We start from the raw sequence: 25,386 nt of genomic DNA on the forward strand, positions 1-25,386 counted from the left end.
GACACCCGAGGCCGCCGCGGCCCACGCGGCCGGCCGCCGGGTCCGCGGAAGGCGGTCGTGGGCCCGGCGGCCGGTGTGCGGGAACCTGCGGGACGGGTCAGTGACCCGGCCAGCCGTCCAGGTGGCGGTGGAGGGTGACGTCCTTGGCCGGGTCGCCCTTCGGGGCGTTCGCGACCGCGTCGTGCAGGACGGCCGTGACCTCGGCGGCGAGCCCGTCCGCCTTCGTGCGCAGTTCGTCGGCGGGCAGGGTGGAGCGGGTCAGCGCGTCGAGGCGGCGGTGGATGTCGTCGAGCTTGTCCTGGGTGGCCCGGTCGAAGCGCAGCGCGGTCGGCGTGGAGACCACGAACTGGTAGGCCCCGGCGAGGGTCTGACAGCCCGTGCACTCCTTGTTGGCGGCGTCGCTGCGGTTCACGGCGTTCAGGTGGGTGTGCTCCCCGGCGATCGTGACGATCTGGAAGGAGAGGGCCACCGAGCGGCAGTGGTCGTCCGCCGAGCAGCCGGCCGAGACGGCGTTGGCCTGGTTGCGGACGCCGGCGGCATTGACGGTGCCGAACTGGCGGACCGTGAAGGAGTCCCGGATCTGGGTGTGGTGCCCGCGGTCGGCGTGACTGAAGACGTGGTCGGAGACGACCGCGGCGTGCGGGGCCGCGGTGGCCGCCTGCGCGGGTACGGCGGTGGCCGCCCCGGCGACCCCGGCGGCGAACAGGCCGATCCGGACGGCGCGCCGGGTGAGCGGACCTGGGGTGGTACGGGTTTTTCGGTGACTGCTCATGGAGTGCTCCTGTGCTCCTGCGGAAGATTGTTCGAGACGGCCCGTCAGGACGTGGCCGGGGCCGGGCTCGGCGGCGGGTCGGTGGCCGGCGGCGGGGACGGGCTGGGGGTCGGGGAGACCGGGACGCTCTCCGACGGAGTGGGTGTCGGCGACGCCGGAACGCTCTCCGGCGGCGAGGACACCGGTTCGGTGACCGGTCCCCCGCTGGCCGGCGCCTGCGACTTGGTGGGGCCCACCTGCCCGGGGCTGCCGGGCACCGAGGCGGAGGGCGACGCCGAGGCGGACGCGCCGCGCGACGCCTCCCCGGCCGAGGGCCCCGCGCTCGCTCCGGCCTGGCCGGACGGCCCGCCGGACACGGTGTCCGAGGGGGCGCCGGAGTCCGCCGGCCGGTCCGGGGTCGAGGCCTGCCGCGCCGGCGGCGGTTCCGTGGTCGGCACCCCCGGCTGGAGGATCGGTGCGATCGGCGGCTGCTTGGGCAGCGGCTTCGGGGTCACCCCGGACATCCAGGCGTAGCTGAGCCCGGTGAGCCCGGCGAGGGCGAGGGCGCAGATCGCCAGCCGGAGCCTCGGCCGGCCCGCCGTGGAGCGCTGCGCGGCCCGGAAGATCCGGCCGCCCATCTTCACGGACAGGTAGACGACACCGGCCATCGGGCAGAGCAGCATCACGCAGCCGATCGTCCCGACCAGCCCCTCGACCACCTGGCCGTGCACGAACGCACCGCCGGTGCCGAGGAGCTGCTCGGTCAGCGAGCGGGTCATCGTGGTGAGGATGCGCGGCAGGTTCCACAGCGCGTACCCGAGTTCGCCGATGATCAGCGGGACCATCGTCAGCACCCAGGTGGCGACGATGGCCCGCGCCGACTTCTTCAGCCCGGCGACCTCCTGACGTGCCCGGTCCCCCCTCGGCCCCGGCACCAGGCTCAGCAGGATCGGCTTGATCTTGCCGTACAGGTCCGGGACCCCGGCCAGGTCGCCGAGGATGTAGTAGCCGTCCAGCCGTACGGCCGGCATCAGCTGTTCCATGATCTCGAAGTGCCCGAGATACACCGTGGCCAGGAAGAACTGGGCCCCGGTGGCGAAGTAGGCGCCGGCCATCGCCAGCATGAAGACGACGTTGAAGTAGACACCGCCCAGGTCGGTGCGGAGCCGGCCGCCCCGTCCGATCCGGTAGACGTCGGTGACGTCGGTGTACATCGAGGGCCAGATGAGGAAGAGCCCGCACCCGATGCAGCCGGGCCGGGCCCCTCCGTATCTGCACGCGGAGGCGTGTCCGAACTCGTGGAAGACGAGGGAGGCCACGGTGAGCACGAAGACGACGAGGATCAGGACCGGCTGGTCGAGCACCTCCAGGACGGGCTCGATCGCCCCGAAGAACCCGAACAGCCAGACGTCCATGGCGACGGCCGAGCCGAGCACCAGCGCGACCACGGCCGGCCGGTGCAGCCACGCCAGCGAACGCGCGATCTTCGCCGTACGCCGCTCGTTGAAGATCACCCGGTGGCCCTTGAGGGCGAGCAGCAGGTCGGAGCGCGGGGCGTCGACCTCGTCGTCCTCCTGGCCCTCCGGGACCGTCACCCCCAGCGGTTCCAGCTTCTTCTCGACGAGGTAGCGGATGTTCTCACCGCTGACCTCGCGTCCGAAGCGGGCGCTGACCCGGTGGGCGATGGCCTCGGCATCGCGGACGCCGTCGACCGACGACGCCACCAGGTACAGCAGCCTGGACAGCTGCACGACCTGCCCGTCCCCCCGGCGGGCGATGTACTTGGGCTCGGTGAACCCCGACCCCTGGTACTCGCCGTGCAGCCGCAGCCCCGCGCTGAGCCTCGGGACCGGCGAGGGCGGGTCGACCACCGGCAGGGTGCCCGTCGCCACCTGCTCGTAGGTCACCGGCCAGCCGCCGGGTCCGGGCACCGGGCCCGTGTCGTAGAGTGCGGCGGCTCCGTCCCCGAGCACCGTCATGTGTGGTCTCCCCCCGGATCCCCGATGTGTTCCCCCCGAACCGCCGGGAGCGCCACCGCCGGGGCGACGGCGGTGGCGCTCCTGGGAACTACTGGGTGACGCTGATCGTCTGGGCGGCCGACGACTCGGCGGACGACCAGGCGCTGTGGTCGTTCAGCGCGGCGGACTGGTTGGACGCCTCGATGTTGGCGACGTGCTTGGTGACGTTGACCGTCTTGCCGAAGCTGAACTTCAGGCGGCCGAGGGCCTCACGGCCCGGGAGCAGCTCGGCGGACTCGTTCTCCAGCTCGTTCATGTCCATGCTCATGACGGATGTCCCTTCGTTTCGTGTGCGGTGAGGTTGAGGTCGATCTCGGTGCCGGCGCCGTGCGCCAGGGCGGTGTTACTGGGTGACGCTGATGGTCTGACCGGCGCCGGAGTCGGCCACCGACCACGACGAGTGGTCGTTCAGCGCGGCGGACTCGTTGTGGGCGCTGATGTTCGCGACGTGCTTGGTGACGTTGACCGTCTTGCCGAAGCCGAACTTCAGCCGGCCCAGGGCCTCACGACCCGGCAGCAGCTCCGCGGACTCGGCCTCGAGCTCATGGGCGTCCATCATGATCATTTCCCCCTCAGGGATAGACATTTCCGATCGGAACGAGTCAGGTTCCCCCCGGACTCTGTCCAATCTGGTCGGACGTTCTGTCCAACGAGATTGGACACTACGGGCTCGGGAACCCGCCGCGCAACCCCTTCGGAAAATCACCCTCTCGGCCGAACGCCTACCCGCCCGTAGAATCGGCCGCGACAGGGCAGGACCCCGCAGGCGGCGAGCAGGAAGTGACGGTCAGTGGCCAACGCACTGCAGCAGTTGATCCGTGAGCACCTCGACCGCAAGGGCTGGTCCTACGGCGACGTGGCACGGCGCGGCGGCATCCCCCGCTCCACCGTCCACCACCTGGCCACCACCGAGCGCGTGGTCCGCATGCCCCAGGCCACCACCCTGGAGGGCCTGGCCAAGGGCCTGGAGCTCCCGCTCGAGGCGGTGCGCCGCGCGGCCGCGGAGGCCTGCGGGATCCACGTGTACGACACCGCGCCGGCCGCCGGCGCGGACGGCGCCGCGGACGCCGGCGCCGCCGACCCCGAGGTCGCGCTGCTCATCGCCAGTGTCCAGAAACTGTCGGCCGACGACCGCCGGCACGTCACCGCGCTCGTCGAGTCGCTGCTGGACCGCGCGCCCCGCGAGAAGTGAGCGCCCCCGGGCCCTTCCCCGGCACTCTTCCGTCAAGTCGGAAAAAGAATCCAACTCCGCACGAAAGCGTCAAGATCCGCCGCTAGTCTCTGCCTCACTGCCCGGGACACGCGAGAGCCGCACGACCACGGGCTCTCAGGGGGACATGTGTTGTTCGTGCACGGCGGGCCGGCGACGGCCGTGGTCCGCAAACCCGACGGCGAGTCCGTCGTCCTGCTCTCCGGGGAACTGCCCGAGGTCCTGACCGACACCTCGGTCACCGAACTCCTGGACCTGGCCGCCGCCATCCTGGACCCGGCCGAACTCGCCCTCTTCGAGGAGTGCCTGCGCACCCTGCGCCGCAACGGCATGCGCGCGGGCCGCCGCATCGAGGTGGACGGGGCGGTCCTGACCGTCTACGAGGGGTGAGCCCCTGGGTGCGCGGCCGGGGTGCACGTCGCCCTGAGAAACCAGAACGCGATTCACCGCTTTCGTCGAGGGAGCGCGCCGGCTTCGGCGTCGACGACACAGGAACCTGGGAACGCCGGCAGTTCGACGCGGTACTGGCGCCCGCGGACGATCTGACGTCCGCGAACGATCTGACGACCGACGACGTCCTCCGCGGACTGTGCGGCCACGGCAACACGTGTTGCTTATCCATTCGGTGTCGTTCAGGCGGTAGTCTGGCAAGGTGTTGGAACCCACTGCAGGGACCTCGGGCAGCCGCGTCGACCCTCGGGTGCTCAGGACGCGTGCGCTGCTACGGACGGCCGCGCTGGAACTGGCTTCGGAACGCGACGCCGACACCATCACGATGGCCGACATCGCGGAACGGGCCACCGTGAACCGGGCCACGGTCTACCAGCACTACAAGGACCGGGACGAGCTGCTGCTCGCCGCCATGGAGAGCGAGATCACCGCTCTCGCCCGCGCGGCCGCGCGCTGCCCGCTCGCCCACCCGCCGGACCGGATGCCCGCCGAGCTCGTCGAGCTCTTCCGGCATGTGGAGTCGAACGCCAGGCTCTACCGGCAGATGCTGGGACCGAACGGTACGGCCAGGTTCGTCAACCATCTCCGTGACCTCCTCGCCGACGAGGTCACGGCGCAGATGGACGCGGCGAGTGCCTGGTCCGACGGAGCGCCGCCGAACGACCTGCGGGCGCACTACGTCGCAGGCGCCTTCGTCGGCCTGATCACCCGATGGCTGACGAGCCCGGACCTGCTGTCCGCCGAGGCCGTGGCGGCCGCTGCGTGGGAGGGACTGCGGCGCGCCTCCTGAGGTCGCCGGCCCGTTCCTCCTCGCCGGCCGGCGCGTGCGCGGCCCGCATGCCCTCCTCCACCGCCCGCACCGCGTTCAGGCCCGTACGTCGGCCGCGCCACCCGCCGACCGGTGCGCGTCCCGCAGCAGCACCCCCTGCGGCAGCACGGCGCGGTACCGCACCTCGGTCAGCCACCGGACCCCGTGCCGACGGAGCTCGGCCAGTGCGGCCCACCGGGTGCTGCGGCCCACGCCCTCGCCGATGTGTCCCGAGCGGCGCAGCAGGCACACCTCGCTGGCGCTTGCTGTTCCGGGTCAGACCGCGGGTTCGGTCAGCTGCGCGGTCCGGGAGGCGGGCGCCGAGTCGTTGCGCGGCACCCGGCCCGGCAGCGTGACGCACGGCAGGAGCGCCAGCACGGTCAGCCCGAGGGCCCACCAGAAGGTGACCGAGAAGGCGCCCGGCAGCGAGTGGGCGATGTCGCTGCCCGGCAGGACCTGGGTCAGCCCCGCGGCACGGCCGTCCAGTTCGTCCGTGGCGCGCTTCTGGAGCACCACGGCGAGGGCGGCCGTGCCGAGGGACGCGCCGATCCGCTGGAAGATGTTGAAGGCGCTGGTCGCGTGCGGCACCGAGGCGGACTTCAGGCCCGAGTAGGCCGTGGTCATGCACGGCAGCATGGCGGCACCGAACCCGAAACCGCGTACGACCATGGACGAGCAGAGCAGGACCTTGCTGCTGTCGGCCGTGATCAGCCCGAACGGAACCGTGCCGATCACGGCCAGGAAGACGCCCGCGATGCTGACCGAACGGGCCCCGGCCGCGGCCGTGAGCTTCCCGACCACCACGATGGCGAGGAAGTAGCCGATGCTCTGCGGCATCAGCAGGAGGCCGGACTCCATGACGTCCGCCCCGCGCACGAGCTGGAAGTACAGGGGAAGCGGGATCATCGCCCCGAACATCGCCATGCTCAGGAAGAAGGTGGCCGACGTGCCGCTCCTGAAGGCGCGCTCCTTGAACAGCCGCAGGTCCATCAGGGGCGCGAAGCGGGTGCGCAGCGCGTGCCCGCAGAAGGCGAGGATCAGTACCGCCCCGACGACGAGTCCGGCGATCGTGCCGTCGTTGTCGAAGCCGCCCTCGCCGCCCGCCTCGGACAGGCCGTACAGGAAGGCGCCGAGGCCGGGCGCGAGGAGTGCGAGGCCCAGGACGTCGAGCCGGGACCTGCCCGGGGCGACCACGTTGCTGATCTTCATGAGGGAGAACACGATGGTCGCGAGGCCGAGCGGCAGGTTGAGGTAGAAGATCCACCGCCAGCCGATGTGGTCGATGACGACTCCGCCGAGCGTCGGTCCGACGACCGGGGCGAACATCGCGGGGATCGAGACGACGCCCATCAGCCGGCCGAGCCGCTTGGTACCCGCCGCCTGGGCCAGCAGCGACTGGCCGACCGGCATCACCAGACCGCCGCCGACGCCCTGGAGCACACGGAAGACGATCAGGCTCTGGACCGACCACGAGAGCCCGGCGAGCAATGATCCGGCGAGGAACACCACCTGCGAGAACAGCCAGGTCTGCTTGGCGCCGAAGCGCTCGACCGCCCATCCGCTGAGCGGGATGGTCATGCAGAGGGCCAGCAGATAGCCGGTCACGGACCACTGGACGGCGGACAGCCCGGCGTCGAACTCCTTGGCGAGAGTGCCGACCGCGACATTGACGATCGTACTGTCCAGCAGGGTGGCGAAGCCTCCCAGCACCAGGATGCCGGTGAGCCACCAGAGATCCGGGCCGATGCGCCCGGCGTCGGCCGCGGCCGTCGGCGGCGCCGCATTGTCCATGCTCATGGGTGTCTCTTCCCTTCCGAGGATTGCAGCTCGAGAGCATTCCACGACATGTGTTGTCTGCACAACACATGTCGCGAAAGAGCGAGCCGGGTACGGCAGGGGGCAGGGCGGCAAGGCAGCAGGGAAAGATCAGGACCGGGCGGCGAGCGGAGCCGTCAGCTCACGTATCAGGACCTTCCCGCCGAGACCGAGCGGGAAGGCATCGAGGAACTCGACCCGGCGGGGGTACTCGTACGCGGCGAGCCGCGTACTGCTCCAGGCCACGATCTCCGCACCGAGCACGTCGAGGCGCGGCTCTCCGGTGCCGGCGTCGTCCGCGAGGACCGTGACCCGCACCGAGCGCCTGCACGCCGCGGTAGCCATCGAAAACTCGGGCGAGTCGCCGAGCAGCAGCGCCACCCGGCTGTTCGGGCCGACCCCGGACCGGCCAGTGCCGCCGCATATTTCCTGGCGTCCAGCCAGAGTTGACCGTACGTCACCTCGGCCGCGCCGAAGACGACCGGCGGACACGTGTCACCGCGGGACACGAGAGCACCGACGCCGACCTGCCGTATGGGCAGGAACGGCGCAATGGCAGCGAAAGTGCCCGGAACCGGACTTGAACCGGTACGCCCGCGAGGGGCAGCGAGGTTTAAGCTCGCCGTGTCTGCATTCCACCATCCGGGCAGGCCATGGGCTCCGCTACGAGGCTCCGACCCTATCGGGAGGCGTCCCCCGAACAGCGGACGGGCGACCCGATGTTGTCTTATTTTATTGACGTCTGAGGGTGCATCAGCACCCGGAACGAGCCATCCGCACTTGCCAATAGCGTTACGCGCGGTGGGTGGGCGCGTACACGGAATGACGGAATTTCACCGTCCGAACAAGGGGGCTCCACCCGTTCTCGACGACTGGGGGCGCCCGGTTCCGGATCCTGGTCTCGGGGTCCGGTGTCATCCCCAGGTATGACCCGGCACTCCGCCGGTCCCCCCTCGGTCGCCCCCCGGAACCGGAACTGCGGCTGACTACACGGGCCGGTTCGGCCGAGACGATGGTGTGGTCCCCATGAACGCCGTCGTCCCGACAGGAGCGCCCTTCCGTGTCCACCACACCCTCCCCCAAACTTCGTCCGGGGGTGCCCCCAGCCGACCGGCGGGCCACTTCCGTGGCCGCACGTGCCACGGACCTCTCGAAGATCTACGGCCAGGGCGAGACCCAGGTGGTCGCCCTGGACCGGGTCACCGTCGAGTTCCGGCAGGCCGAGTTCACCGCGATCATGGGGCCGTCCGGCTCGGGCAAGTCCACGCTGATGCACTGCGTGGCCGGCCTCGACACCTTCTCCTCCGGTTCCGTGCGGATCGGCGACACCGAGCTGGGCTCCCTGAAGGACAAGCAGCTGACCCGGCTGCGCCGGGACAAGATCGGGTTCATCTTCCAGGCGTTCAACCTGCTGCCGACGCTGACCGCGCTGGAGAACATCACCCTCCCGATGGACATCGCGGGTCGGAAACCGGACAAGCAGTGGCTGGAGAGCGTGATCGAGATGGTCGGCCTCCGGGACCGGCTCGGCCACCGTCCCTCGCAGCTCTCCGGCGGCCAGCAGCAGCGCGTCGCCGTGGCCCGCGCCCTCGCCTCCCGGCCGGAGATCATCTTCGGTGACGAGCCGACCGGAAACCTCGACTCCCGCTCCGGCGCCGAGGTGCTGGGCTTCCTGCGCAACTCGGTGCGGGAGCTGGGCCAGACCGTCGTCATGGTCACCCACGACCCGGTGGCGGCCGCGTACGCCGACCGCGTGGTCTTCCTCGCCGACGGCCGGATCGTCGACGAGATGTACCGGCCGACGGCCGAGACGGTCCTCGACTTCATGAAGCAGTTCGACGCGAAGGGTCGAACCAGCTGATGTTCCGCACCGCCCTGCGCAACGTCCTCGCGCACAAGGCCCGGCTGCTGATGACCGTGCTCGCCGTCATGCTCGGCGTCGCGTTCGTCTCGGGCACCCTGGTCTTCACCAACACCATCTCGGACGCCTACCAGAACAGCTCCGCCAAGGGCTTCGACGGCGTCGACGTGGCCGTCCGGGCCAAGTACCAGGACTCCAAGGGCGACAAGGTCGGCAGGACGCCCGACCTCACCCAGGCAGTCCTCGACAAGGTGGCGAAGGTCCCCGGGGCCGCCTCCGCCACCGGGGTCGTCTCCGGCTTCACGGCGATCGCCGACAAGCACGGCAAGCTGATCGGCGGCGGCTGGCAGTCCGAGGGCGGCAACTACTGGGGCACCAAGGACGCCCGTTACCCGCTGGTCAGCGGCCACGCGCCGAGCGGCGAGGGCGAGGTCCTGATCGACTCCAAAACCGCCGAGCGGGCCGGCTACAAGGTCGGCGACACCGTGCGCATCTCGGTGAACGGCCCGGTCCTCGAGCCGACCGTCGCCGGCATCTTCACCACCGACGACGGCAACGTCGCGGCCGGCGGCAGCCTCGCCCTGTTCGACACGGCGACCGCGCAGCAGCTGTTCGGCAAGAAGGGCACGTACGACGAGATCGACGTGACCGCGAAGGCGGGCACCGGCCAGGCCGCCCTCAAGTCCCAGCTGGACGCGGCCCTCCCGAAGAAGCTCGTGGAGACCACCACGGGACACAAGCTCGCCGCCGACCAGGCGGAGCAGATCTCCAGCAGCATGAGCGGCCTGCGCTCGGGCCTGCTGGTCTTCGCCGGCATCGCGCTGTTCGTCGGCACGTTCATCATCGCCAACACCTTCACCATGCTGGTCGCCCAGCGCACCAAGGAGCTGGCGCTGCTGCGCGCGGTGGGCGCCTCCCGCCGCCAGGTCACCCGCTCGGTGCTGATCGAGGCGTTCGTGGTCGGCGCGGTGGCCGGCGTGACCGGTCTGGTCGCCGGTATCGGCATCGGCGCGGGACTGCGCTCGCTGCTGGGCTCGTTCGGCGCGACCGTCCCGGACGGCCCGCTGGTCGTCAGCCCCGGCACGGTGGCCGCCGCCCTCGCGGTCGGCGTCGTCATCACCATGCTGGCCGCCTGGCTGCCCGGCCGCCGCGCCGCGAAGATCCCGCCGGTGGCCGCGATGAGCGCCCTGCACGCCGCCCCGACCACCAAGTCGCTGGTGCTGCGCAACACGATCGGTGCCCTGTTCTCGGCGGCGGGCGTGGTGGTGATCCTGGCGGCGACGACGATGAACGGCACCGACGGCCAGGCCCCGATGGGCTTCGGCGCGGTCCTGCTCATCATCGGCGTCTTCGTCCTGACCCCGCTGCTGTCCCGCCCGCTGATCGCGGCCGCGGCCCCGCTGCTGCGCGGGTTCGGCGTCGCCGGCAAGCTCGCGCGCCAGAACTCGGTGCGCAACCCGCGCCGTACCGCCGCCACCGCCTCCGCGCTGATGATCGGCCTGACCCTGATCACCGGCATGACGGTGATGGCGGGCAGCCTGCAGAAGTCCATCGACAAGATGGCGAGCTCGGCGATCCGCGCGGACTACATCGTCTCGATGGCCAACGGCAACGCGCTCTCGCCGAACGTGGCGAAGAAGGTCGCGGCGACCGACGGCGTGACCGCCTCCAGCCCGCTCAGCAACGCGGCCTCCCGCATCGACGGCCAGACCGAGTTCCTGACCGGCGTCGACGGCTCGTCGATCGGCAAGCTCACCGACCTCACGGTGGACAGCGGCTCCTTCAGGGTCGGCGGCTCGGACGTCGCCGTGGACGACGACACCGCCGCGTCGCACGGCTGGAAGGCCGGTTCCGTCTTCACCGTCCACTACGAGGACGGGAAGGCGCAGCGGCTGACGGTCGCCGGGATCTACGAGGGCAACCAGGTGATCCGCGGCATCATGCTCGACAGCACCACCCTCACCCCGCACGAGACCGACCCCGCCGACATGCAGGTCATGGTCAAGACGGCGGACGGCGCGTCGGGCGCGGCCAAGGACCGGCTGGAGAGGGCCCTCGGCTCCAACCCGGCGATCAAGGTCCAGGACAAGCAGGACCTGTCCGACTCCATCGCACAGGCGTTCACGCTGATCCTGAACATGGTCTACGGCCTGCTCGCGATGGCGGTGATCGTCGCGGTCCTGGGTGTCATCAACACCCTGGCCATGTCGGTGTTCGAACGCTCCCAGGAGATCGGCATGCTCCGCGCGATCGGCCTGGACCGCAAGGCGGTCAAGCGGATGGTCCGCCTGGAGTCCCTGGTCATCTCCCTCTTCGGCGGGGTGCTGGGGCTCGGCCTGGGCGTGTTCTTCGGCTGGGCGGCCGGTCAGCTGGTCGGCTCGCGGATGCCGACGTACGAACTGGTGCTGCCCTGGGGCAGGATGGCGGTCTTCCTGCTCCTGGCCGGCACGGTCGGCGTCCTGGCGGCCCTGTGGCCGGCCCGCCGCGCGGCGAGGCTGAACGTGCTGGCGGCGATCAAGGCCGAGTAGCGGACAGCAGGCACGACAGCAGGCAGCAGGCAGCAGGCAGCAGGCAGCAGGCAGCAGTGTCTGCGGCGAAGGGGCCCCACGGCGAGCGTGGGGCCCCTTTCGGGATGCCGTCAGCTGTTCCAGGTACGGGTGCGCAGGGGCAGCCCCGATGCGCCGGAGTCCGAGGCCCGGACGGCCAGCACCTGGTTGACGCCGATGCGGTTGTGTTCGAAGGCGAGGGCGGAGGCGGCCATGTACAGCCGCCAGACGCGGGCCCGGCCCGGACTGGTCAGCCGTACCGCGCGCGGCCAGTCGGCCTCCAGGTTGGCCACCCACCGGCGCAGCGTGCGGGCGTAGTGCTCGCGGATCGACTCCACGTCCCGCACCTCGAACCCGGCCCGCTCCAGCTGGGTGACGGTGGTGCCGACCGGCGCGAGCTCGCCGTCCGGGAAGACGTAGGCGTCGATGAACTCGTCGACGTCGTACGCCGACTCGTCGCGCTGCGGCCGCCGCGCGATCTGGTGGTTGAGCAGCCGCCCGCCGGGCTTCAGCAGCCCGTACAGGTTCTCCGCGTACTCCAGGTACCGCTCGGCCCCGACGTGCTCCGCCATCCCGATCGACGAGATCGCGTCGTACGGCCCGTCCCGGACGTCCCGGTAGTCCTGGACCCTGATCTCCACCCGGTCCGTCAGACCCTCGTCGGCGACCCGTTTACGGGCGAACGCGGCCTGCTCCTGGGAGAGGGTGACCCCGACGACGCTCACGCCGTGCTCGCGGGCCGCGTGGATCGCCATGGAGCCCCAGCCGCAGCCGACGTCGAGCAGCCGCTGACCGGGGCTCAGGCCGAGCTTGGCGCAGACGAGTTCGAGCTTGTCGCGCTGGGCGGTCTCCAGGGTGTCTGCTTCGTCGACGGCCCCCCAGTACGCGCACGAGTACACCATCGACGGCCCGAGGACGATCCCGTAGAAGTCGTTCCCCACGTCGTAGTGGTGGCTGATGGCCTGCCGGTCGCTGCGGCGGGTGTGCAGGTGGCTCCGTCTGCGCACCTCCTCGCGGGGCGGAGCGGGCGGGATGGGCGGCCCGGCGAGCTTCAGCAGCTCCCGGACGGCGGCCCGCACGGCGGGGTCGCGCAGCGCCTGCGCGAGAGTGCGGCCGTCCTCGCCGCGCTCCCAGATCAGCCCGGACATCACCGCGAGGGCGCCGTAGAGGTCGCCCTCGATGTCCAGGTCACCGGCGACCCAGGCGCGGGCCAGGCCCAGTTCGCCCGGCTTGAACAACATGCGGCGCAGGGCTCGGCGGTTGCGCACGACGAGCGTCGGCACGCCCGGCGGCCCGGCCTCCGATCCGTCCCAGGCCCGCAGCCGTACCGGGAGCGGGGCTCCCAGCACCTGCTCGGCAACATTCCTCAGCCGCGACGCGGCGTCGGCCATGGCGCACACCTCCAAGACAGCGATCCCGGATGCCGGTTACCACGTAAACACCGTGAGGGCAGCAGCGCAGTCCCGCAAAGGAGTTACGAGTGGGCAAAAAAGATGTAGCCACCATGTAATCAGGGCGGTGCCCGGGAACGCCGAAGGGCCTCCCGCACCACGGATGGCGGGAGGCCCTTCGGACGGTTCAGCGACCGGTGACCGGGGTCAGGAGGCCTTGGCCTTCTCCTCGGCCTTCGGGGCGGCGACCGGAGCCGGCTTGGCGGCCTCGTAGAACTCCTCGCGGGGGTTCTCCATGGCACCCAGGGACACGACCTCGCGCTTGAGGAACATGCCGAGCGTCCAGTCCGCGAAGATGCGGATCTTGCGGTTCCAGGTCGGCATGGCCAGACCGTGGTAGCCGCGGTGCATGTACCAGGCCAGACGGCCCTTGACCTTGATCTTGGTCTTGCCCAGGACGATCATCGCGACGCCCTTGTGCAGACCCAGACCGGCGACCGCGCCCTTGTTGGCGTGGCTGTACTCCTTCTGCGGGAAGCCCCGCATGCCGGAGACCACGTTGTCGCCGAGGACCTTGGCCTGGCGCAGCGCGTGCTGCGCGTTCGGCGGGCACCAGGCGTTCTCGACGCCGGCCTTGCGGGCGGCGACGTCCGGCACCTGGGCGTTGTCGCCCGCGGCCCAGATGTAGTCGGTGCCCTGCACCTGCAGGGTCGGCGCGGTGTCGACGTGACCGCGCGGACCGAGCGGCAGGCCGAAGCGGGCCAGCGCCGGGTTCGGCTTCACGCCGGCCGTCCACACGATCGTGTTGGAGTCGACCTCGAGGCCGTTCTTCAGCACCACGTGGCCGTCGACGCAGGAGTCCATCGAGGTGGAGAGGTAGATCTCCACACCGCGGCTCTCCAGGTGCTCCTTGCCGTACAGGCCGAGCTTGGGGCCGACCTCGGGAAGGATCTTGTCGGCGGCGTCGACGAGGACGAAGCGCATGTCCTCACGGGACACGTTCTTGTAGTACTTGGCGGCGTCGCGGGCCATGTCCTCGACCTCGCCGATGGTCTCCGCGCCGGCGAAGCCACCGCCGATGAAGACGAAGGTGAGCGCCTTGCGGCGGATCTCCTCGTCGGTCGTGGAGTCGGCCTTGTCCAGCTGCTCGAGGACGTGGTTGCGCAGGCCGATGGACTCCTCGATGCCCTTCATGCCGATGCCCTGCTCGGCGAGGCCGGGGATCGGGAAGGTGCGGGAGACCGCGCCGAGCGCGATCACCAGGTAGTCGAAAGGCAGCTCGTACGCCTCGCCGACGAGCGGCGCGATCGTGGCGACCTTGCGGTCCTGGTCGATGGTGGTGACCCGGCCGGTGAGGACCTCCGCCTTCGGCAGCACGCGTCGCAGCGGGACGACGACGTGCCGAGGGGAGATGCTGCCGGCGGCGGCTTCGGGGAGGAAGGGCTGGTAGGTCATGTACGACCGGGGGTCGACGACCGTGACGGTCGCCTCGCCGTAGCGCATCTTCTTGAGGATGCGCCGAGCTGCGTACAGGCCTACGTACCCACCGCCTACTACGAGGATCCTGGGACGCTCCGTGGTGCTCATGGCATCGAGTATCCACCTGCCCGGAGGGGGCCGCTCGTGCGCCCCTTCACAAGCTTCCACCGGGGTCGTGCTACACTCCGCCGCCCACGTGACCGAGGTCATGGTCAGCAGCGGGAACCCACTTCCGATACGACACGTTGTCAATGCCGTGTGAGCTGCCTCTCCAGGCTTCCGGGGGCACCGTGAGGGCACCCGATGTCACCCGCACGAGCACCTCCCGAGACGGTCCCGGAACGCTCTCCTGAGCACGCGCTCGGGCCTGTTGAGCCCCCGAACGGCCCAAGAGCGCCCGCCGGACCCGCCACCTGCGCCGAATTCCTTGTGAAGAACTTCACGAAGTTTTCCGCCGAGGTGTCGTGGCACGGCGTGTCACAGGCCGTTCGGGGCGCTCACCCGTCGATTCGCATGCTCATCCGAGGATGGATCACGCCGATCTGTGGGTCAGGCGACGGACCAGGCGATGCCGTCCAGAATGTCGTGCTCGCTCACCACGACCTCCTCGGCCCCCACCCGTTCCATGATCGACTGAAGGACGAGGGCACCGGCCCCGATGACGTCGACCCGCCCGGGGTGCATGGAGGGGATCGCCGCCCGCTCGGCGTGCGTCGACCGCAGCAGCCACTCGGTGATCTCCCGGACCCGGGCGTAGGGGATGCGGGAGTGGTGGATGGCCGCGGAGTCGTACTCCGGCAGGTCCTGGTGGATGGCGGAGAGGGTGGTGACCGAGCCGGCGAGACCGACCAGCGTGCGTGCCTCGCGCAGCGGCACGGTCTCCTCCGCGAGGTCCAGGGCGCGCTCGATGTCGGCCCGCATGGCGGCGGTCTCGGCCTCGGTGGGCGGGTCGCTGACGCGCCCCTCGTGCACGAGGTGCCGCTCGGTCATCCGCACACACCCGACGTCCACGGACCGCGCGGCCCGCACGTGCGCGTCGCCCACGACGAACTCCGTCGACCCGCCGCCGATGTCCACGACGAGGAACGGCCTGGCGAGGTCCTCGCGCCCCGCCAGCTCCCTCGTCGCCCCCGTGAAGGAGAACTCGGCCTCCTGGTCGCCGCTGATGACCTCCGGCTCGACGCCGAGGATGTCCAGCACACCGCGCACGAACTCGTCCCGGTTCTCGGCGTCACGGGAGGCGGAGGTGGCCACGAACCGCAGCCGCTCCGCGCCGTACTCCTTGATGACCGCCGCGTACTCCCGGCAGGCCGCGAACGTCCGCTGCAGCGCCTCCGGCGCCAGCCGCCCGGTCCGGTCCACCCCCTGCCCGAGCCGCACGATCACCATCCGCCGGTCCAGATCGACGAGCTCCCCCGTCTCCGGGTTCGCGTCGGCGACGAGCAGCCGGATGGAGTTGGTTCCGCAATCGATGGCGGCGACGCGGGTCATGGCGTGGGTTCCTTGTCTGTTCGTGATGGCTCGACACGGCCCAGCCGAGCCGAGCCGTGTCGGCCGAGCAGGGGCGGCGCCCGTTCGACCGACCCGGTCGGGGCGGTCCCTGCTCAATCGACCGAGTCGGGTGGTGGGTGGGCGAGGGTCCCCGGGGGTCCGGGGGCGGAGCCCCCGGGACGGCGACCTCTCCGGCGGTCAGTGCTCGGCCGGGGGCACCACACACGCCCCCTTGGCCCACCACTGAGGCAGCATGGCGATCGCCTCGTCGCCCAGCGGGTTCACACCGGGGCCGGCGGCCAGGGAGTGCGCCACGAGCACGTGCAGGCACTTCACCCGGTCCGGCATCCCCCCGGCGCTGGGAAAGCCCGTCAGTTCCTCGATCTCGTCCCGGCGCCGGATGTAGTCCTCGTGCGCGGCCCGGTACGCCGCCGCCAGCTCGGGATCGCTCTCCAGCCGCGCCGTCATCTCCTTCATGACGCCGTTGGCCTCGAGGGTCCCGATGGCGGACGCGGCCTTCGGGCACGTCAGGTAGTACAGCGTCGGGAACGGCGTCCCGTCCGGCAGCCGCGGCGCGGTCTCCACGACGTCCGGCTGCCCGCACGGGCACCGGTGCGCGATCGCCCGCAGCCCGCGCGGCGGCCGCCCGAGCTGCTGCTTGAAGGCCTCGACGTCGGCGTCGGTCGGCTCGGTGCGCGGAGTGGAGGGCGGAGGCGTGTGCATGACTGTGTTCTGTGTGGCTTTCTGTCGGTTCACTGGTCGGACGCGTCGGACTTGTCGACGCCGTCCCAGACGTTCGCGTACCAGGGCCGGTCGGCCGCCCCGAGGTAGGCGTGCGCCTGCTTGGCGGCACCGGGGTCGATCACCACGAACCCGGTCTCGCCCGGCATCACATAGTGCAGCCGCTCGCGGATCTGCTGCTCGGCGTACGCGTCGTCCTGCCACCGCGCCTTGAGGTCCCGCAGCTGCTCGACCCGCTGCCGGGCCTGCTGCTGCTGCCGTTCGAGGTCCGAGATCTCGGCGCGCTGGGAGACGTACTGCCGCATCGGATAGGCGAGCGCCACGACCATCGTGCACAGCACGATCGCGAGCAGCGCGGCGCGGCCGGTGAGCCGGGAGCGGCGGGCCTGACGCCTGGTCTGGGAACGGTAGACCCGGGCCGCCGTCTGCTCGCCGAGCAGCTTGAGCCTGGTCGCGGTGGAGAACCGGTCCCGGTCCTTCACGGCCATGTCCCCGCCTCCCTGGTCGCCCTGATACGTGCGTACGTCCCCGGACACGGTACGGGACCGGGTACGGGGACGTACGTACGACTGGCTAAGCCTTACCCTCTACGGGCCGTACGGGGACGTACGGGCTCAGCCCTTGAAGCGCGGGAAGGCGCTGCGGCCCGCGTACACCGCCGCGTCGTCGAGGATCTCCTCGATGCGCAGCAGCTGGTTGTACTTGGCGACGCGCTCGGAGCGGGCCGGGGCGCCGGTCTTGATCTGGCCGCAGTTGGTGGCGACGGCGAGGTCGGCGATGGTGACGTCCTCGGTCTCACCGGAGCGGTGCGACATCATGCACTTGAAGCCGTTGCGCTGGGCGAGCTCGACGGCGTCCAGGGTCTCGGTCAGCGAACCGATCTGGTTCACCTTGACGAGCAGGGCGTTGGCGGTGCCCTCCTCGATGCCACGGGCCAGGCGCTCCGGGTTGGTGACGAACAGGTCGTCGCCGACGATCTGCACCTTGTCGCCGAGCTTGTCGGTGAGGACCTTCCAGCCCGCCCAGTCGTCCTCGAACAGCGGGTCCTCGATGGAGACCAGCGGGTAGGAGGCGACGAGCTCCTCGTAGTACTCGGTCATCTCGGCGGCCGAGCGGGACTTGCCCTCGAACTCGTACTTGCCGTCCTTGTAGAACTCGGACGCGGCGACGTCGAGCGCGAGCGCGATCTGCTCGCCGGGGACGTAACCGGCCTGCTTGATGGCCTCCAGGATGAGGTCGAGCGCGGCGCGGTTCGACTCCAGGTTCGGGGCGAAGCCGCCCTCGTCGCCGAGGCCGGTGGCCAGGCCCTTGCCCTTCAGGACCTTCTTCAGGGTGTGGTAGACCTCGGCACCCCAGCGCAGCGCCTCGGAGAAGGACTCCGCGCCGATCGGGGCGATCATGAACTCCTGGATGTCGACGTTGGAGTCCGCGTGCGAGCCGCCGTTGAGGATGTTCATCATCGGGACGGGCAGCAGGTGCGCGTTCGGGCCGCCGAGGTAGCGGAACAGCGGCAGGTCGGACGCCTCGGAGGCGGCGTGCGCGACGGCGAGGGAGACGCCGAGGATGGCGTTGGCGCCGAGCGAGCCCTTGTTGTCGGTGGCGTCCAGGTCGAACATCGCCTGGTCGATCAGGCGCTGCTCGGTGGCGTCGTAGCCGACGAGCTCCGGGCCGATCTGCTCGATGACGGCGAGGACGGCCTTCTCGACGCCCTTGCCCTGGTAGCGGTTGGGGTCGCCGTCACGAAGCTCGATGGCCTCGAAGGCACCGGTGGAGGCGCCGGACGGGACGGCGGCACGACCCGTGCTGCCGTCGTCGAGGCCGACCTCGACCTCGACCGTGGGGTTGCCTCGGGAGTCCAGGATTTCCCGGGCTACGACGACGTCGATGGACGGCACGAGCATCTCCTTCTTGGGATGTGACGCTGGTTGTGCGGGGCGCACGCGGGCCTCGTCGGCCCTTGCTCAGCCTTGCGACTAGAGCCTAACCGTCCCGGGGCCGTCGGCCGGCACGACCGACCGGCCCGTGGACACACAGACGGTACTCATTGTTCACGTGCGGAACAAAGGGGGGTCCGATGAAGAACGGGAGAAGAGCGGACCAAGAAGGGGACGCCGGGGCGACGGGGACCACAGGGCGGCGGGTGGCGGGCGGCGGGCGGCGGGCGGCGGGCGGCGGGCGGCGGGCGGCGGCAAAGAGAAACCCCGCTCCGGTGCGTTCGGGGGAAAACGCACCGGAGCGGGGTTCGTGGGGGACGGGGGTGGCCCTCACGTGGTCTCCACTATGGGGACCACGGCTGTGGGGGAGCTGTGGTTCAGCTGGGCACCGCTTGGTACTTTCGGCGGCCGCCCCGCGGGCTGCGTCAGGCGCCCTACTTCAGGTGCAGCTGCTGGCCCGGGTAGATGAAGTCGGCGTCCTCGACGATGTCCTTGTTCAGCTTGAACAGCGCCTGCCAGCCGCCCTTGACCTTGTGCTTCGCGGCGATCGAGCTGAGGGTGTCGCCCTTGACGACCTTGTACTCGCCGTCGCCCTTCTTGACCTTCTTGCCGGTCGGGGTGGTGACGGTCTTCTTGGCGGCCGGGCGCTCGGCGGAGCGGGAGGCGGCCTGGGTGTCGGTCGACCGGGTGCTCGTGCCGGCGCTGCTGCTCGACGAGGAGCTGGAGGAGCCGGTGCTGCTGCCGCTGTAGGTGGCGCCGGACAGACCCGTGCCGCAGACCGGCCAGGCACCCTTGCCCTGCGCGGCGAGGACCTTCTCGGCGATCTGGATCTGCTGCGCCTTGGTGGCCTGGTTGGCCTGCGCGGCGTACTGCGTGCCGCCGTACGCGGCCCAGGTGGAGGCGGAGAACTGCAGACCGCCGTAGTAGCCGTTGCCGGTGTTGATGGCCCAGTTGCCGCCGGACTCGCACTGGGCGACGGCGTCCCACTCGGAGGCGGTGGCGGCGGAGGCGCTGCCGGCCGCCATCAGCGGGGCGGCGACGGCGACGCCGGTGACACCGGCGACAGCGATGGCGCGGACGGCCTTGGACGGACGACGGTGCTTGCCCTTGCCGGAGAACAGCATGGATCGATCCCCTCACCGACGCCTGCGAGGTGAGCTGTCGGGTTCGGGCCGGTTGAGTTGCCCGGCCGCACACCCGTGTGTCGGTGCGCGGCTTCACCCCGAGCCGGATCGGCGGTCTCAACCACCGGTCCCGGCACTTACCTTGGGTCCCCCGCTCCTGCCTACGGCGCATGACGCGACGACTGTTCCCGGGCAGCCGCTGGCAGGACTCGGCGTTGCGACGGCCGGGGCTCGTGGTGACGAGCGGCCTCGACCGTAAACAGGCCATCAGGTGAATTTCAAAGATGATCAGGGCTTCTGAGACTCATCCCACACTCTCACCAAAACGGACATTCAGCTCGAAGCAGGGCGTCAACTCCCGCCGCCTTTCGTCCTATTCGGTGCCGAGTTTCAGGGTCTGACCGGGGGTGATGGCATTCGGGTCGGAGCCGATGTCGGCCTTGTTCACGTCATAGAGCGCGCGCCACCCGCCGTCCAGACCAAGGGAGTCGGCGATGGAGGCGAGGGTGTCGCCGTCGCGGACGACGTAGGTGCCGCCGTCGCCGGAGGCGTGCCGGCCGGAGGAGGTGACATTCTGACCGTTTGTCACGCTTTCGTCCGCCGAACCGCCGCGGTGCTTACCGCCGCCACCGACGGCTCCCGTGTCCACCAGACTCCAAGACCCCCCGGTCTGCCACGATTTGTCCGAGTCGTCAGCCCCGGAGGTGACAGGACTCTCACTGGCCTTCGGCGCAGCGGAGCCGGAATCGGAGTCGGAGGTTTCCGACTTGTCCGTCTTGCTGGATTTGCCGGAGGCGTCAGCCTTGGAGTCGCCGCCGGCGCTCGAACCCGGGGAGGGGGTGACGGAGCCGCCCCCGGAGTCCGTAGTGCCCGAAGAGGCGTCAGAACCGGAGGAAGAGGATGAGTCGGACAGCCCGGAGGACGAGTCCGATGAGTCGGACGAGTCGGATGAACCAGACGAACCACCCGAGCTGCCCAGGCCCGTGTCGACGTTCACCGAGGCGTCGTCGGACGAGAGTCCGGCGAGCAGGGCGCAGGTCCGCCAGGCTTTGGTGCCCTGGTCGGCGAGCATCTTCTCGGCGACCGCGATCTGCTGCGAACGGCTCGCCTGGTCCGGCGTGGAGGCGTACTCCTGGCCCCCGTACTTGCTCCAGTCCTCCAGGGAGATCTGAAGACCGCCGTAGTAGCCCGTGCCGTTGTCGGCGCTCCAGGAGCCGCCGCTCTCGCACTCGGCCACGTGGTCCCAGGTAGAGCCGTCGGCCGCGCTGGCGTTCACCGCGCCGAGGAGCGGGATGGCGATGGCGGAGCCGGTCACCCCGGCCGCGACGAGGAGTGCCGGAGCCTGGCGGGGGCGACGGTGACGACCGTTCCCGGAGAGCATGCGGAAACCTTTCGAGCGACAGCGGTGACCAGCGCGGCGGGTCCCGCGAGGGCGCCGCGCTGATGGGTGAACGTATCGGCAGACGATCACTTGTCACAAGTTAATGCCGCGCAGATCACGTGAAGATCACAGACTTGAACGCCGGTCACCTTTTGCCCGTACGGGCCGGTGGTGGCTTCGGCGAAGGCTCGCCGCGGGCCCGGCGAGGGCCCGGCGAGGGCTCACCGACCGGTGGGCGTGAACTCCACCGGGAGAGTACGCAGTCCGCGCATGATGAGTCCGCCGCGCCACCGCAACTCCCCGTCGTCGACGGCCAGTCGCAGGTCCGGAAGGCGGGTGAGGAGACCGGCGAGCGCGGTCTGTCCCTCCAGGCGGGCGAGCGGAGCGCCGAGGCAGTAGTGGATGCCGTGGCCGTAGCCGAGGTGCTGGTTGTCCCGCCGGGAGAGGTCGAGGGTGTCCGGCTCGGCGAACCGCTCCGGGTCCCGGTCCGCCGCGGCCAGGACAACGAGGACCGGGTCACCGGGCGCGATGTGCTGCCCGCCGATCGCGACCGGCTCGGTGGCGAACCGCCAGGTGGCCAGCTCCACCGGTCCGTCGTAGCGGAGCAGTTCCTCGACAGCGGTCTCCAGCAGCCCGCGCTCGCCGGCGGCCAGGGAATCCTGCAGCCGGGCCCGCTGCCCGGGGTGGGTGAGCAGCGCGTACGTGCCGTTGCCGATGAGGTTGACGGTGGTCTCGAAACCGGCGAACAGCAAAATGAAGGCCATGGCCGCGGCCTCGTTCTCGGTGAGGTGCTCACCGTGGTCCGAGGCCCGGATGAGCCCCGAGATGAGGTCCTCGCCGGGACCGGCCTCGGCGGACAGCGCCTCCCGCTTCCGGTGGATCAGCTCGGCCAGATACCCGCGCATCTTCTTCACGGACCGCGCGACCCCGCCCCGCGGCCCGCCCCCGTGCCGGATCATCATCCCCGCCCAGTCCCGGAAGTCGTCCTGGTCCCCGGGCGGGACGCCGAGCAGGTCGCAGATGGCGTAGATGGGGAGCGGAAAGGCGAACTCGTGGATGAGGTCGGCCTCGCCCCGCTCCGCGAACCCGTCGATGAGCCGGTCGGTCAGCTCCCGCACCCGCGGCGCGAACTCGGCCACCCGGCGCGGTGTGAACGCCTTGCTCACCAGCCGCCGCAGCCGGGTGTGGTCCGGCGGGTCGATGTTCAGCAGGTGCGTCATCAGCTCGGCCTTGCGCTCACCGGGGATGCCGGTCTTCCCCTTGGCGTGCGCGGGCTCGTCGTGATGCGCCGGATTCTTGGACAGACGGGGGTCGGCGAGGGCCTGCTTGGCATCGGCGTACCGCGTGACCAGCCAGGCCTCCACCCCGCTGGGCAGCCGGGTCCACCGTACCGGCTCGTGCTCCCGCAGCCAGGCGTAGGCGGGGTAGGGGTCGGCGGCGAACTCCCAGGTGAACAGGTCCGGGGCGGCGGTCACTTCGCCACTCCCTCCGCCGCCCGCACCGCGTCCCGGTAGGCCCGGGCCGCCGCCCGCAGGGCCGCCTCCGGGTCGACGCCCTCCGCCTCCGCGCGGGCCGCCAGCGCGAGCAGTTCGTAGCCGATGCCCTGCTCCTGCGGCAGCGGCACCTCCAGTCCCGCCGTCCGCACCCGCGAGGCCAGCTTCGCCGCCAGGGCGAGGCCCGGCTGCGCGAGGGGTATCCCGTCCGTCACCGACTCGCGCCGCTTCTCCACCGCCTTGGTCCGCAGCCAGTGCTCCTTGACCTCCTCCGGCGTCGAGGCGGTCTCGTCGCCGAAGACGTGCGGGTGGCGGTGGATGAGCTTGGCGACGATGCCTCCCGCGACGTCGTCGATCGAGAAGGGGGCCTCCGGGTCCTCCTCCGCGATCCGCGCGTGGAAGACGACCTGGAGCAGCACGTCGCCCAGTTCCTCGCGCAGTTCGTCGCGGTCGCCCTCCTCGATCGCCTCGACGAGTTCGTAGGCCTCCTCGATGCCGTACTTCGCGAGGCCGCGGTGGGTCTGCCGGGACGACCAGGGGCACTCCGCGCGGATCCGGTCCATGACCTGGACGAGGTCGAGGAGGCGGGCGCCGGGCAGGTCGTAGGAGGCGGGGAGGAGCTCCAGCTCGGGCATCCGGACCCGGCCCGAGCCGGCCAGGCGGGCCAGGCCGTCCGTGAGCGCCGGTTCGCCCTCGCCCGTCGCCACGACCACCACCGTCCGGCCGCCGGCGCAGGCGTCGACCAGTTCCTCGGCGGTGGGGGCCGCCTCGTCCACGGCGGTCCCGGCCTCCCGCAGATACGGCAGCTGCGGATGCGCGCCGTCCGCGCACAGCACGCGGTCCGCCGCGCGCAGGGCCTGCCAGGCGGGCCAGGACAGCAGGCCGGGGGCGACCCGGTGGCTGGTGGTGAGCAGGACGACCCGGCCGGCGTCGGCGGCCGCGGGAGAGGGGTCCGGGGTGGTGGGTTCGGGCCTGGTGGTGTTCACGCTCCGAACGTAACGCACCGCCGCTGCCCACCTCGCGGTTTGTCCACAGGGTGGGGGCGGTCAAGTGATCGTATGACCGCCATGATCGCGGTGATCGCGGTGATCGCGGGGATCGCGGGGATCACCGTCGTCGCGGTGATCACCGTGGTCACAGCGGAGACGGCCGCACCGGTGGCCGGGCCCGCCCTACGCCGACACCTGCGTCCCGCCCGAGGTGACCTCCCGTACCCACGGCGTCTTGGCGTCCACCCGGCTGCTCTTCTGGACGTCCCAGGCGCCGTAGCGCGGGTTGAGGTCCACGTGGAGCTCGTTGGAGGCACTCGCCAGGGCCTTCCAGAAGGCGGGCTGCGAGGTGTCGGTGCCGAGCGCCTCGGCGAGCTTCTTGGCCTCCACCTGGAAGCGGAGGTTGTCGTCCAGTCGCTGGGGGGCGATGCCGTACTTCTGCAGCCAGGCCGTCTGCAACGCCGCGGAACCGCCGGCCTGCTGTTCGAGGCCGGAGCGCATCTGCTCGACCTCCGCGCGGGTGACGCTGACGCCGGCGTCCTGGGCGGCCCGGTGCAGCACCTTGTCGAGGACCATGTTGTACAGGGTGTCCCGGGTGAGGCTGCTGGTGGAGGCGAGGACCTGCTGGTACTGCGTCGCGTCCGGCACCGCGGCGCGCTGCGCCCGGCGCACCTCGTTCACGCGGTTCTCCAGCTGCGAGACGCTGATCCGCTGGCCGCCGACGACGGCCGCCGCGCCCGGGTGCGCGTCGCTTCCGCAGGCGGTCAGGAAGGGGGCCGCGGCGGCGATCGCGGCGGAGAGGAGGAGCGCGGTGCGACGGCGGCGGTGCAAGGGTGCCTCCCGAGGAGATTGTGCGACGGTGCACAAAGTCTTGCGGTGATCGATGGTAGGCAGTGGGCAAGCTCTGGCCAACCCATTCGACCAACGATTCACACGCACTTCCGGCACCGCCGCACCACCCTCCGGAAGGGTTTGCGGTACTGATCCCGTGCGGATCCCGCTCAGCCGGTGATCGCCACCGGGGCGTCCCACGCGTCACGGTCCACGGTGATCGTGTAACCGCCGCGCGTCTCCTTGCTGTTGACCAGGTACTGGTGCGCCCGGCTGTGCCCGGTGAACTGGGTCGAGCCGAACGGCCAGTCCGTGGTCGTGGTGTTCTGCTTGTCCCACAGCGCGTACCAGAGGTTGCCCGGCAGGTCGGTCTTGTCGGCGGCGTTCGCGATCGCCTTGGCGCTGGAGCTGGTGAAGCCGTAGTAGCCGGCGCGGTAGGTCTTCGCGCGCAGTTCCTTGTCGAAGGCGCGGACATAGGTCAGCACGGCGTTGTTGCACGACGTGTTCGTCGTGTCGTACGCCTCCATGTCGAGGTAGATCGGGCTTCCGGCCTTCATGCCGAGTGCGGCGGCCTTGGCCACGGCGTCGTCCGCCTCGGACTTGCCGGTGGCGGCCGCGGTGGCCGCGCTGATCTTCACGGAGCCGCCGGATCCACAGGACGGCTGGGCGCCGACGTAGAGCGGGATGAGCTTCCAGCCGGCCGCGGAGACGGACTTGACCCAGGAGGCGGTGAGGTTGGGCTGGGCGCAGCCGCGGTTCTTGCCGCCGATGTAGACGGCGGCGGCGCCGTAGAAGCCGGTGTTCCAGGCCTTCATCGCGGCGAGCGAGGGCGCGGCGCAGGTGTCGAACGCGCGGCCGGTGAACGTCTTCTGGGCGGGCCAGGTGGTGGCCGCCATGGAGGTCTGCGCGGCGATACCGCCCCCGGCGACGACCGCGGCACCCGCGACGCCCCAGGTGATGTATCTGCGCTTCTTCGACTGCCGATGGCTGGACATGCCGGAACCCCACCCTGTGTCTTTACTCGTGTCTTGGCCTGTGCCGTTGCTGTGCGACAGGTTGTACGAAAAGCAGGT

At 70.8% G+C, this 25,386-nt stretch carries 24 protein-coding genes, 1 tRNA gene and 1 riboswitch; of the genes, 5 read left to right on the plus strand and 20 right to left on the minus strand.

The window, feature by feature from the left end; all coding sequences use genetic code 11:
* Nucleotides 1-97 precede the first annotated feature (97 nt).
* The 4 genes from ACZ63F_RS06980 to ACZ63F_RS06995 form a co-directional block, all read right to left on the minus strand.
* Nucleotides 98-772 (minus strand): hypothetical protein, encoded by a 675-nt coding sequence (locus ACZ63F_RS06980; RefSeq protein ID WP_469709472.1) that lies wholly within the window; start codon nt 770-772, stop codon nt 98-100.
* A 44-nt stretch (nt 773-816) separates the two neighbouring features.
* Nucleotides 817-2,730 carry a zinc metalloprotease gene (locus ACZ63F_RS06985; RefSeq protein WP_469709474.1) on the minus strand — a complete coding sequence of 638 codons (1,914 nt, stop codon included), beginning with the start codon at nt 2,728-2,730 and terminating at the stop codon, nt 817-819.
* Nucleotides 2,731-2,818: 88 nt separating this feature from the next.
* Complete coding sequence (locus ACZ63F_RS06990; protein ID WP_351710579.1) at nt 2,819-3,037, minus strand: hypothetical protein; 219 nt, start codon at nt 3,035-3,037, stop codon at nt 2,819-2,821.
* A 75-nt stretch (nt 3,038-3,112) separates the two neighbouring features.
* Nucleotides 3,113-3,328 carry a hypothetical protein gene (locus ACZ63F_RS06995; protein WP_150134605.1) on the minus strand — a complete coding sequence of 72 codons (216 nt, stop codon included), beginning with the start codon at nt 3,326-3,328 and terminating at the stop codon, nt 3,113-3,115.
* Nucleotides 3,329-3,559: 231 nt separating this feature from the next.
* Between ACZ63F_RS06995 and ACZ63F_RS07000 the strand changes: the two genes are divergently transcribed.
* The 3 genes from ACZ63F_RS07000 to ACZ63F_RS07010 all read left to right on the plus strand — a co-directional run bounded on the left by ACZ63F_RS07000 (nt 3,560) and on the right by ACZ63F_RS07010 (nt 5,219).
* Nucleotides 3,560-3,961 carry a helix-turn-helix domain-containing protein gene (locus ACZ63F_RS07000; protein ID WP_469709477.1) on the plus strand — a complete coding sequence of 134 codons (402 nt, stop codon included), beginning with the start codon at nt 3,560-3,562 and terminating at the stop codon, nt 3,959-3,961.
* Between the two features lie 147 nt (nt 3,962-4,108).
* A complete protein-coding gene (locus ACZ63F_RS07005) occupies nt 4,109-4,369 on the plus strand; it encodes a hypothetical protein (RefSeq protein ID WP_351957339.1) in 261 nt (86 codons plus the stop codon).
* Between the two features lie 262 nt (nt 4,370-4,631).
* Nucleotides 4,632-5,219 carry a TetR/AcrR family transcriptional regulator gene (locus tag ACZ63F_RS07010; RefSeq protein WP_469709479.1) on the plus strand — a complete coding sequence of 196 codons (588 nt, stop codon included), beginning with the start codon at nt 4,632-4,634 and terminating at the stop codon, nt 5,217-5,219.
* A 75-nt stretch (nt 5,220-5,294) separates the two neighbouring features.
* Here the strand turns inward: ACZ63F_RS07010 and ACZ63F_RS07015 are convergent, their stop codons facing one another.
* From ACZ63F_RS07015 to ACZ63F_RS07030, 4 genes are all read right to left on the minus strand, one after another.
* Nucleotides 5,295-5,450, minus strand: a complete 156-nt coding sequence (locus tag ACZ63F_RS07015) for a hypothetical protein (protein WP_469709481.1) — start codon at nt 5,448-5,450, stop codon at nt 5,295-5,297.
* A gap of 63 nt (nt 5,451-5,513) precedes the next feature.
* Nucleotides 5,514-7,034: an MDR family MFS transporter gene (locus ACZ63F_RS07020; protein ID WP_469709482.1), complete on the minus strand. Its 1,521-nt coding sequence runs from the start codon at nt 7,032-7,034 to the stop codon at nt 5,514-5,516.
* A gap of 129 nt (nt 7,035-7,163) precedes the next feature.
* Nucleotides 7,164-7,397, minus strand: a complete 234-nt coding sequence (locus tag ACZ63F_RS07025; RefSeq protein ID WP_469709483.1) for a hypothetical protein — start codon at nt 7,395-7,397, stop codon at nt 7,164-7,166.
* Between the two features lie 220 nt (nt 7,398-7,617).
* Nucleotides 7,618-7,700: transfer RNA gene (locus ACZ63F_RS07030), tRNA-Leu, on the minus strand.
* Between the two features lie 448 nt (nt 7,701-8,148).
* Between ACZ63F_RS07030 and ACZ63F_RS07035 the strand changes: the two genes are divergently transcribed.
* Together ACZ63F_RS07035 and ACZ63F_RS07040 are read left to right on the plus strand one after the other, a co-directional pair.
* Entirely contained in the window at nt 8,149-8,913 is a 765-nt protein-coding gene (locus tag ACZ63F_RS07035; protein WP_469709944.1) for an ABC transporter ATP-binding protein, read from the plus strand.
* Entirely contained in the window at nt 8,913-11,441 is a 2,529-nt protein-coding gene (locus ACZ63F_RS07040; protein ID WP_469709484.1) for an ABC transporter permease, read from the plus strand. Before ACZ63F_RS07035 ends, ACZ63F_RS07040 begins: the two co-directional genes overlap by 1 nt.
* A 110-nt stretch (nt 11,442-11,551) precedes the next feature.
* Here ACZ63F_RS07040 and ACZ63F_RS07045 read toward each other — a convergent pair whose 3' ends face one another.
* The 12 genes from ACZ63F_RS07045 to ACZ63F_RS07100 all read right to left on the minus strand — a co-directional run bounded on the left by ACZ63F_RS07045 (nt 11,552) and on the right by ACZ63F_RS07100 (nt 25,308).
* Nucleotides 11,552-12,850, minus strand: coding sequence for a class I SAM-dependent methyltransferase (locus tag ACZ63F_RS07045; protein WP_469709486.1), 1,299 nt, complete (start codon nt 12,848-12,850; stop codon nt 11,552-11,554).
* A gap of 207 nt (nt 12,851-13,057) precedes the next feature.
* Nucleotides 13,058-14,437: an NAD(P)/FAD-dependent oxidoreductase gene (locus ACZ63F_RS07050; RefSeq protein WP_093502015.1), complete on the minus strand. Its 1,380-nt coding sequence runs from the start codon at nt 14,435-14,437 to the stop codon at nt 13,058-13,060.
* 441 nt (nt 14,438-14,878) lie between these two features.
* Nucleotides 14,879-15,820, minus strand: coding sequence for a Ppx/GppA phosphatase family protein (locus ACZ63F_RS07055; protein ID WP_457695461.1), 942 nt, complete (start codon nt 15,818-15,820; stop codon nt 14,879-14,881).
* Nucleotides 15,821-16,018: 198 nt separating this feature from the next.
* Nucleotides 16,019-16,543 (minus strand): DUF501 domain-containing protein, encoded by a 525-nt coding sequence (locus ACZ63F_RS07060; protein ID WP_469709489.1) that lies wholly within the window; start codon nt 16,541-16,543, stop codon nt 16,019-16,021.
* A gap of 29 nt (nt 16,544-16,572) precedes the next feature.
* Nucleotides 16,573-17,049 (minus strand): FtsB family cell division protein, encoded by a 477-nt coding sequence (locus tag ACZ63F_RS07065; RefSeq protein ID WP_351957330.1) that lies wholly within the window; start codon nt 17,047-17,049, stop codon nt 16,573-16,575.
* Nucleotides 17,050-17,175: 126 nt separating this feature from the next.
* Nucleotides 17,176-18,462, minus strand: coding sequence for a phosphopyruvate hydratase (eno, locus tag ACZ63F_RS07070; protein ID WP_351957329.1), 1,287 nt, complete (start codon nt 18,460-18,462; stop codon nt 17,176-17,178).
* A 467-nt stretch (nt 18,463-18,929) separates the two neighbouring features.
* Nucleotides 18,930-19,619, minus strand: a complete 690-nt coding sequence (locus ACZ63F_RS07075) for a transglycosylase family protein (RefSeq protein ID WP_469709491.1) — start codon at nt 19,617-19,619, stop codon at nt 18,930-18,932.
* Between the two features lie 4 nt (nt 19,620-19,623).
* A riboswitch (cyclic di-AMP (ydaO/yuaA leader) is annotated at nt 19,624-19,798 on the minus strand.
* Between the two features lie 194 nt (nt 19,799-19,992).
* Nucleotides 19,993-21,000, minus strand: coding sequence for a transglycosylase family protein (locus ACZ63F_RS07080; RefSeq protein ID WP_469709493.1), 1,008 nt, complete (start codon nt 20,998-21,000; stop codon nt 19,993-19,995).
* A gap of 221 nt (nt 21,001-21,221) precedes the next feature.
* On the minus strand, nt 21,222-22,475 hold the full coding sequence (locus tag ACZ63F_RS07085; protein WP_469709495.1) for a cytochrome P450 family protein: 1,254 nt from the start codon (nt 22,473-22,475) through the stop codon (nt 21,222-21,224).
* Nucleotides 22,472-23,479, minus strand: coding sequence for a nucleoside triphosphate pyrophosphohydrolase (locus tag ACZ63F_RS07090; RefSeq protein ID WP_469709497.1), 1,008 nt, complete (start codon nt 23,477-23,479; stop codon nt 22,472-22,474). The genes ACZ63F_RS07085 and ACZ63F_RS07090 overlap by 4 nt, the downstream gene beginning before the upstream one ends.
* Nucleotides 23,480-23,665: 186 nt before the next feature.
* Entirely contained in the window at nt 23,666-24,313 is a 648-nt protein-coding gene (locus ACZ63F_RS07095) for a SurA N-terminal domain-containing protein (RefSeq protein ID WP_352364442.1), read from the minus strand.
* 170 nt (nt 24,314-24,483) lie between these two features.
* Nucleotides 24,484-25,308, minus strand: coding sequence for a glycoside hydrolase domain-containing protein (locus ACZ63F_RS07100; RefSeq protein ID WP_469709499.1), 825 nt, complete (start codon nt 25,306-25,308; stop codon nt 24,484-24,486).
* Between the last annotated feature and the right edge of the window lie 78 nt (nt 25,309-25,386).

It is taken from the genome of Streptomyces sp. NPDC104761 (assembly GCF_055583445.1).

Bases quoted from the DNA above. Each gene is read 5' to 3' on its own strand.
- ACZ63F_RS07045 (WP_469709486.1), bottom strand. From the start codon at position 12,850: ATGGCCGACGCCGCGTCGCGGCTGAGGAATGTTGCCGAGCAGGTGCTG.
- ACZ63F_RS07080 (WP_469709493.1), bottom strand. From the start codon at position 21,000: ATGCTCTCCGGGAACGGTCGTCACCGTCGCCCCCGCCAGGCTCCGGCA.
- ACZ63F_RS07020 (WP_469709482.1), bottom strand. From the start codon at position 7,034: ATGAGCATGGACAATGCGGCGCCGCCGACGGCCGCGGCCGACGCCGGG.
- ACZ63F_RS06980 (WP_469709472.1), bottom strand. From the start codon at position 772: ATGAGCAGTCACCGAAAAACCCGTACCACCCCAGGTCCGCTCACCCGG.
- ACZ63F_RS07040 (WP_469709484.1), top strand. From the start codon at position 8,913: ATGTTCCGCACCGCCCTGCGCAACGTCCTCGCGCACAAGGCCCGGCTG.
- ACZ63F_RS06985 (WP_469709474.1), bottom strand. From the start codon at position 2,730: ATGACGGTGCTCGGGGACGGAGCCGCCGCACTCTACGACACGGGCCCG.
- eno (WP_351957329.1), bottom strand. From the start codon at position 18,462: ATGCTCGTGCCGTCCATCGACGTCGTCGTAGCCCGGGAAATCCTGGAC.
- ACZ63F_RS07050 (WP_093502015.1), bottom strand. From the start codon at position 14,437: ATGAGCACCACGGAGCGTCCCAGGATCCTCGTAGTAGGCGGTGGGTAC.
- ACZ63F_RS07065 (WP_351957330.1), bottom strand. From the start codon at position 17,049: ATGGCCGTGAAGGACCGGGACCGGTTCTCCACCGCGACCAGGCTCAAG.
- ACZ63F_RS07025 (WP_469709483.1), bottom strand. From the start codon at position 7,397: ATGGCTACCGCGGCGTGCAGGCGCTCGGTGCGGGTCACGGTCCTCGCG.
- ACZ63F_RS07060 (WP_469709489.1), bottom strand. From the start codon at position 16,543: ATGCACACGCCTCCGCCCTCCACTCCGCGCACCGAGCCGACCGACGCC.
- ACZ63F_RS07075 (WP_469709491.1), bottom strand. From the start codon at position 19,619: ATGCTGTTCTCCGGCAAGGGCAAGCACCGTCGTCCGTCCAAGGCCGTC.
- ACZ63F_RS06990 (WP_351710579.1), bottom strand. From the start codon at position 3,037: ATGAGCATGGACATGAACGAGCTGGAGAACGAGTCCGCCGAGCTGCTC.
- ACZ63F_RS06995 (WP_150134605.1), bottom strand. From the start codon at position 3,328: ATGATGGACGCCCATGAGCTCGAGGCCGAGTCCGCGGAGCTGCTGCCG.
- ACZ63F_RS07055 (WP_457695461.1), bottom strand. From the start codon at position 15,820: ATGACCCGCGTCGCCGCCATCGATTGCGGAACCAACTCCATCCGGCTG.
- ACZ63F_RS07100 (WP_469709499.1), bottom strand. From the start codon at position 25,308: ATGTCCAGCCATCGGCAGTCGAAGAAGCGCAGATACATCACCTGGGGC.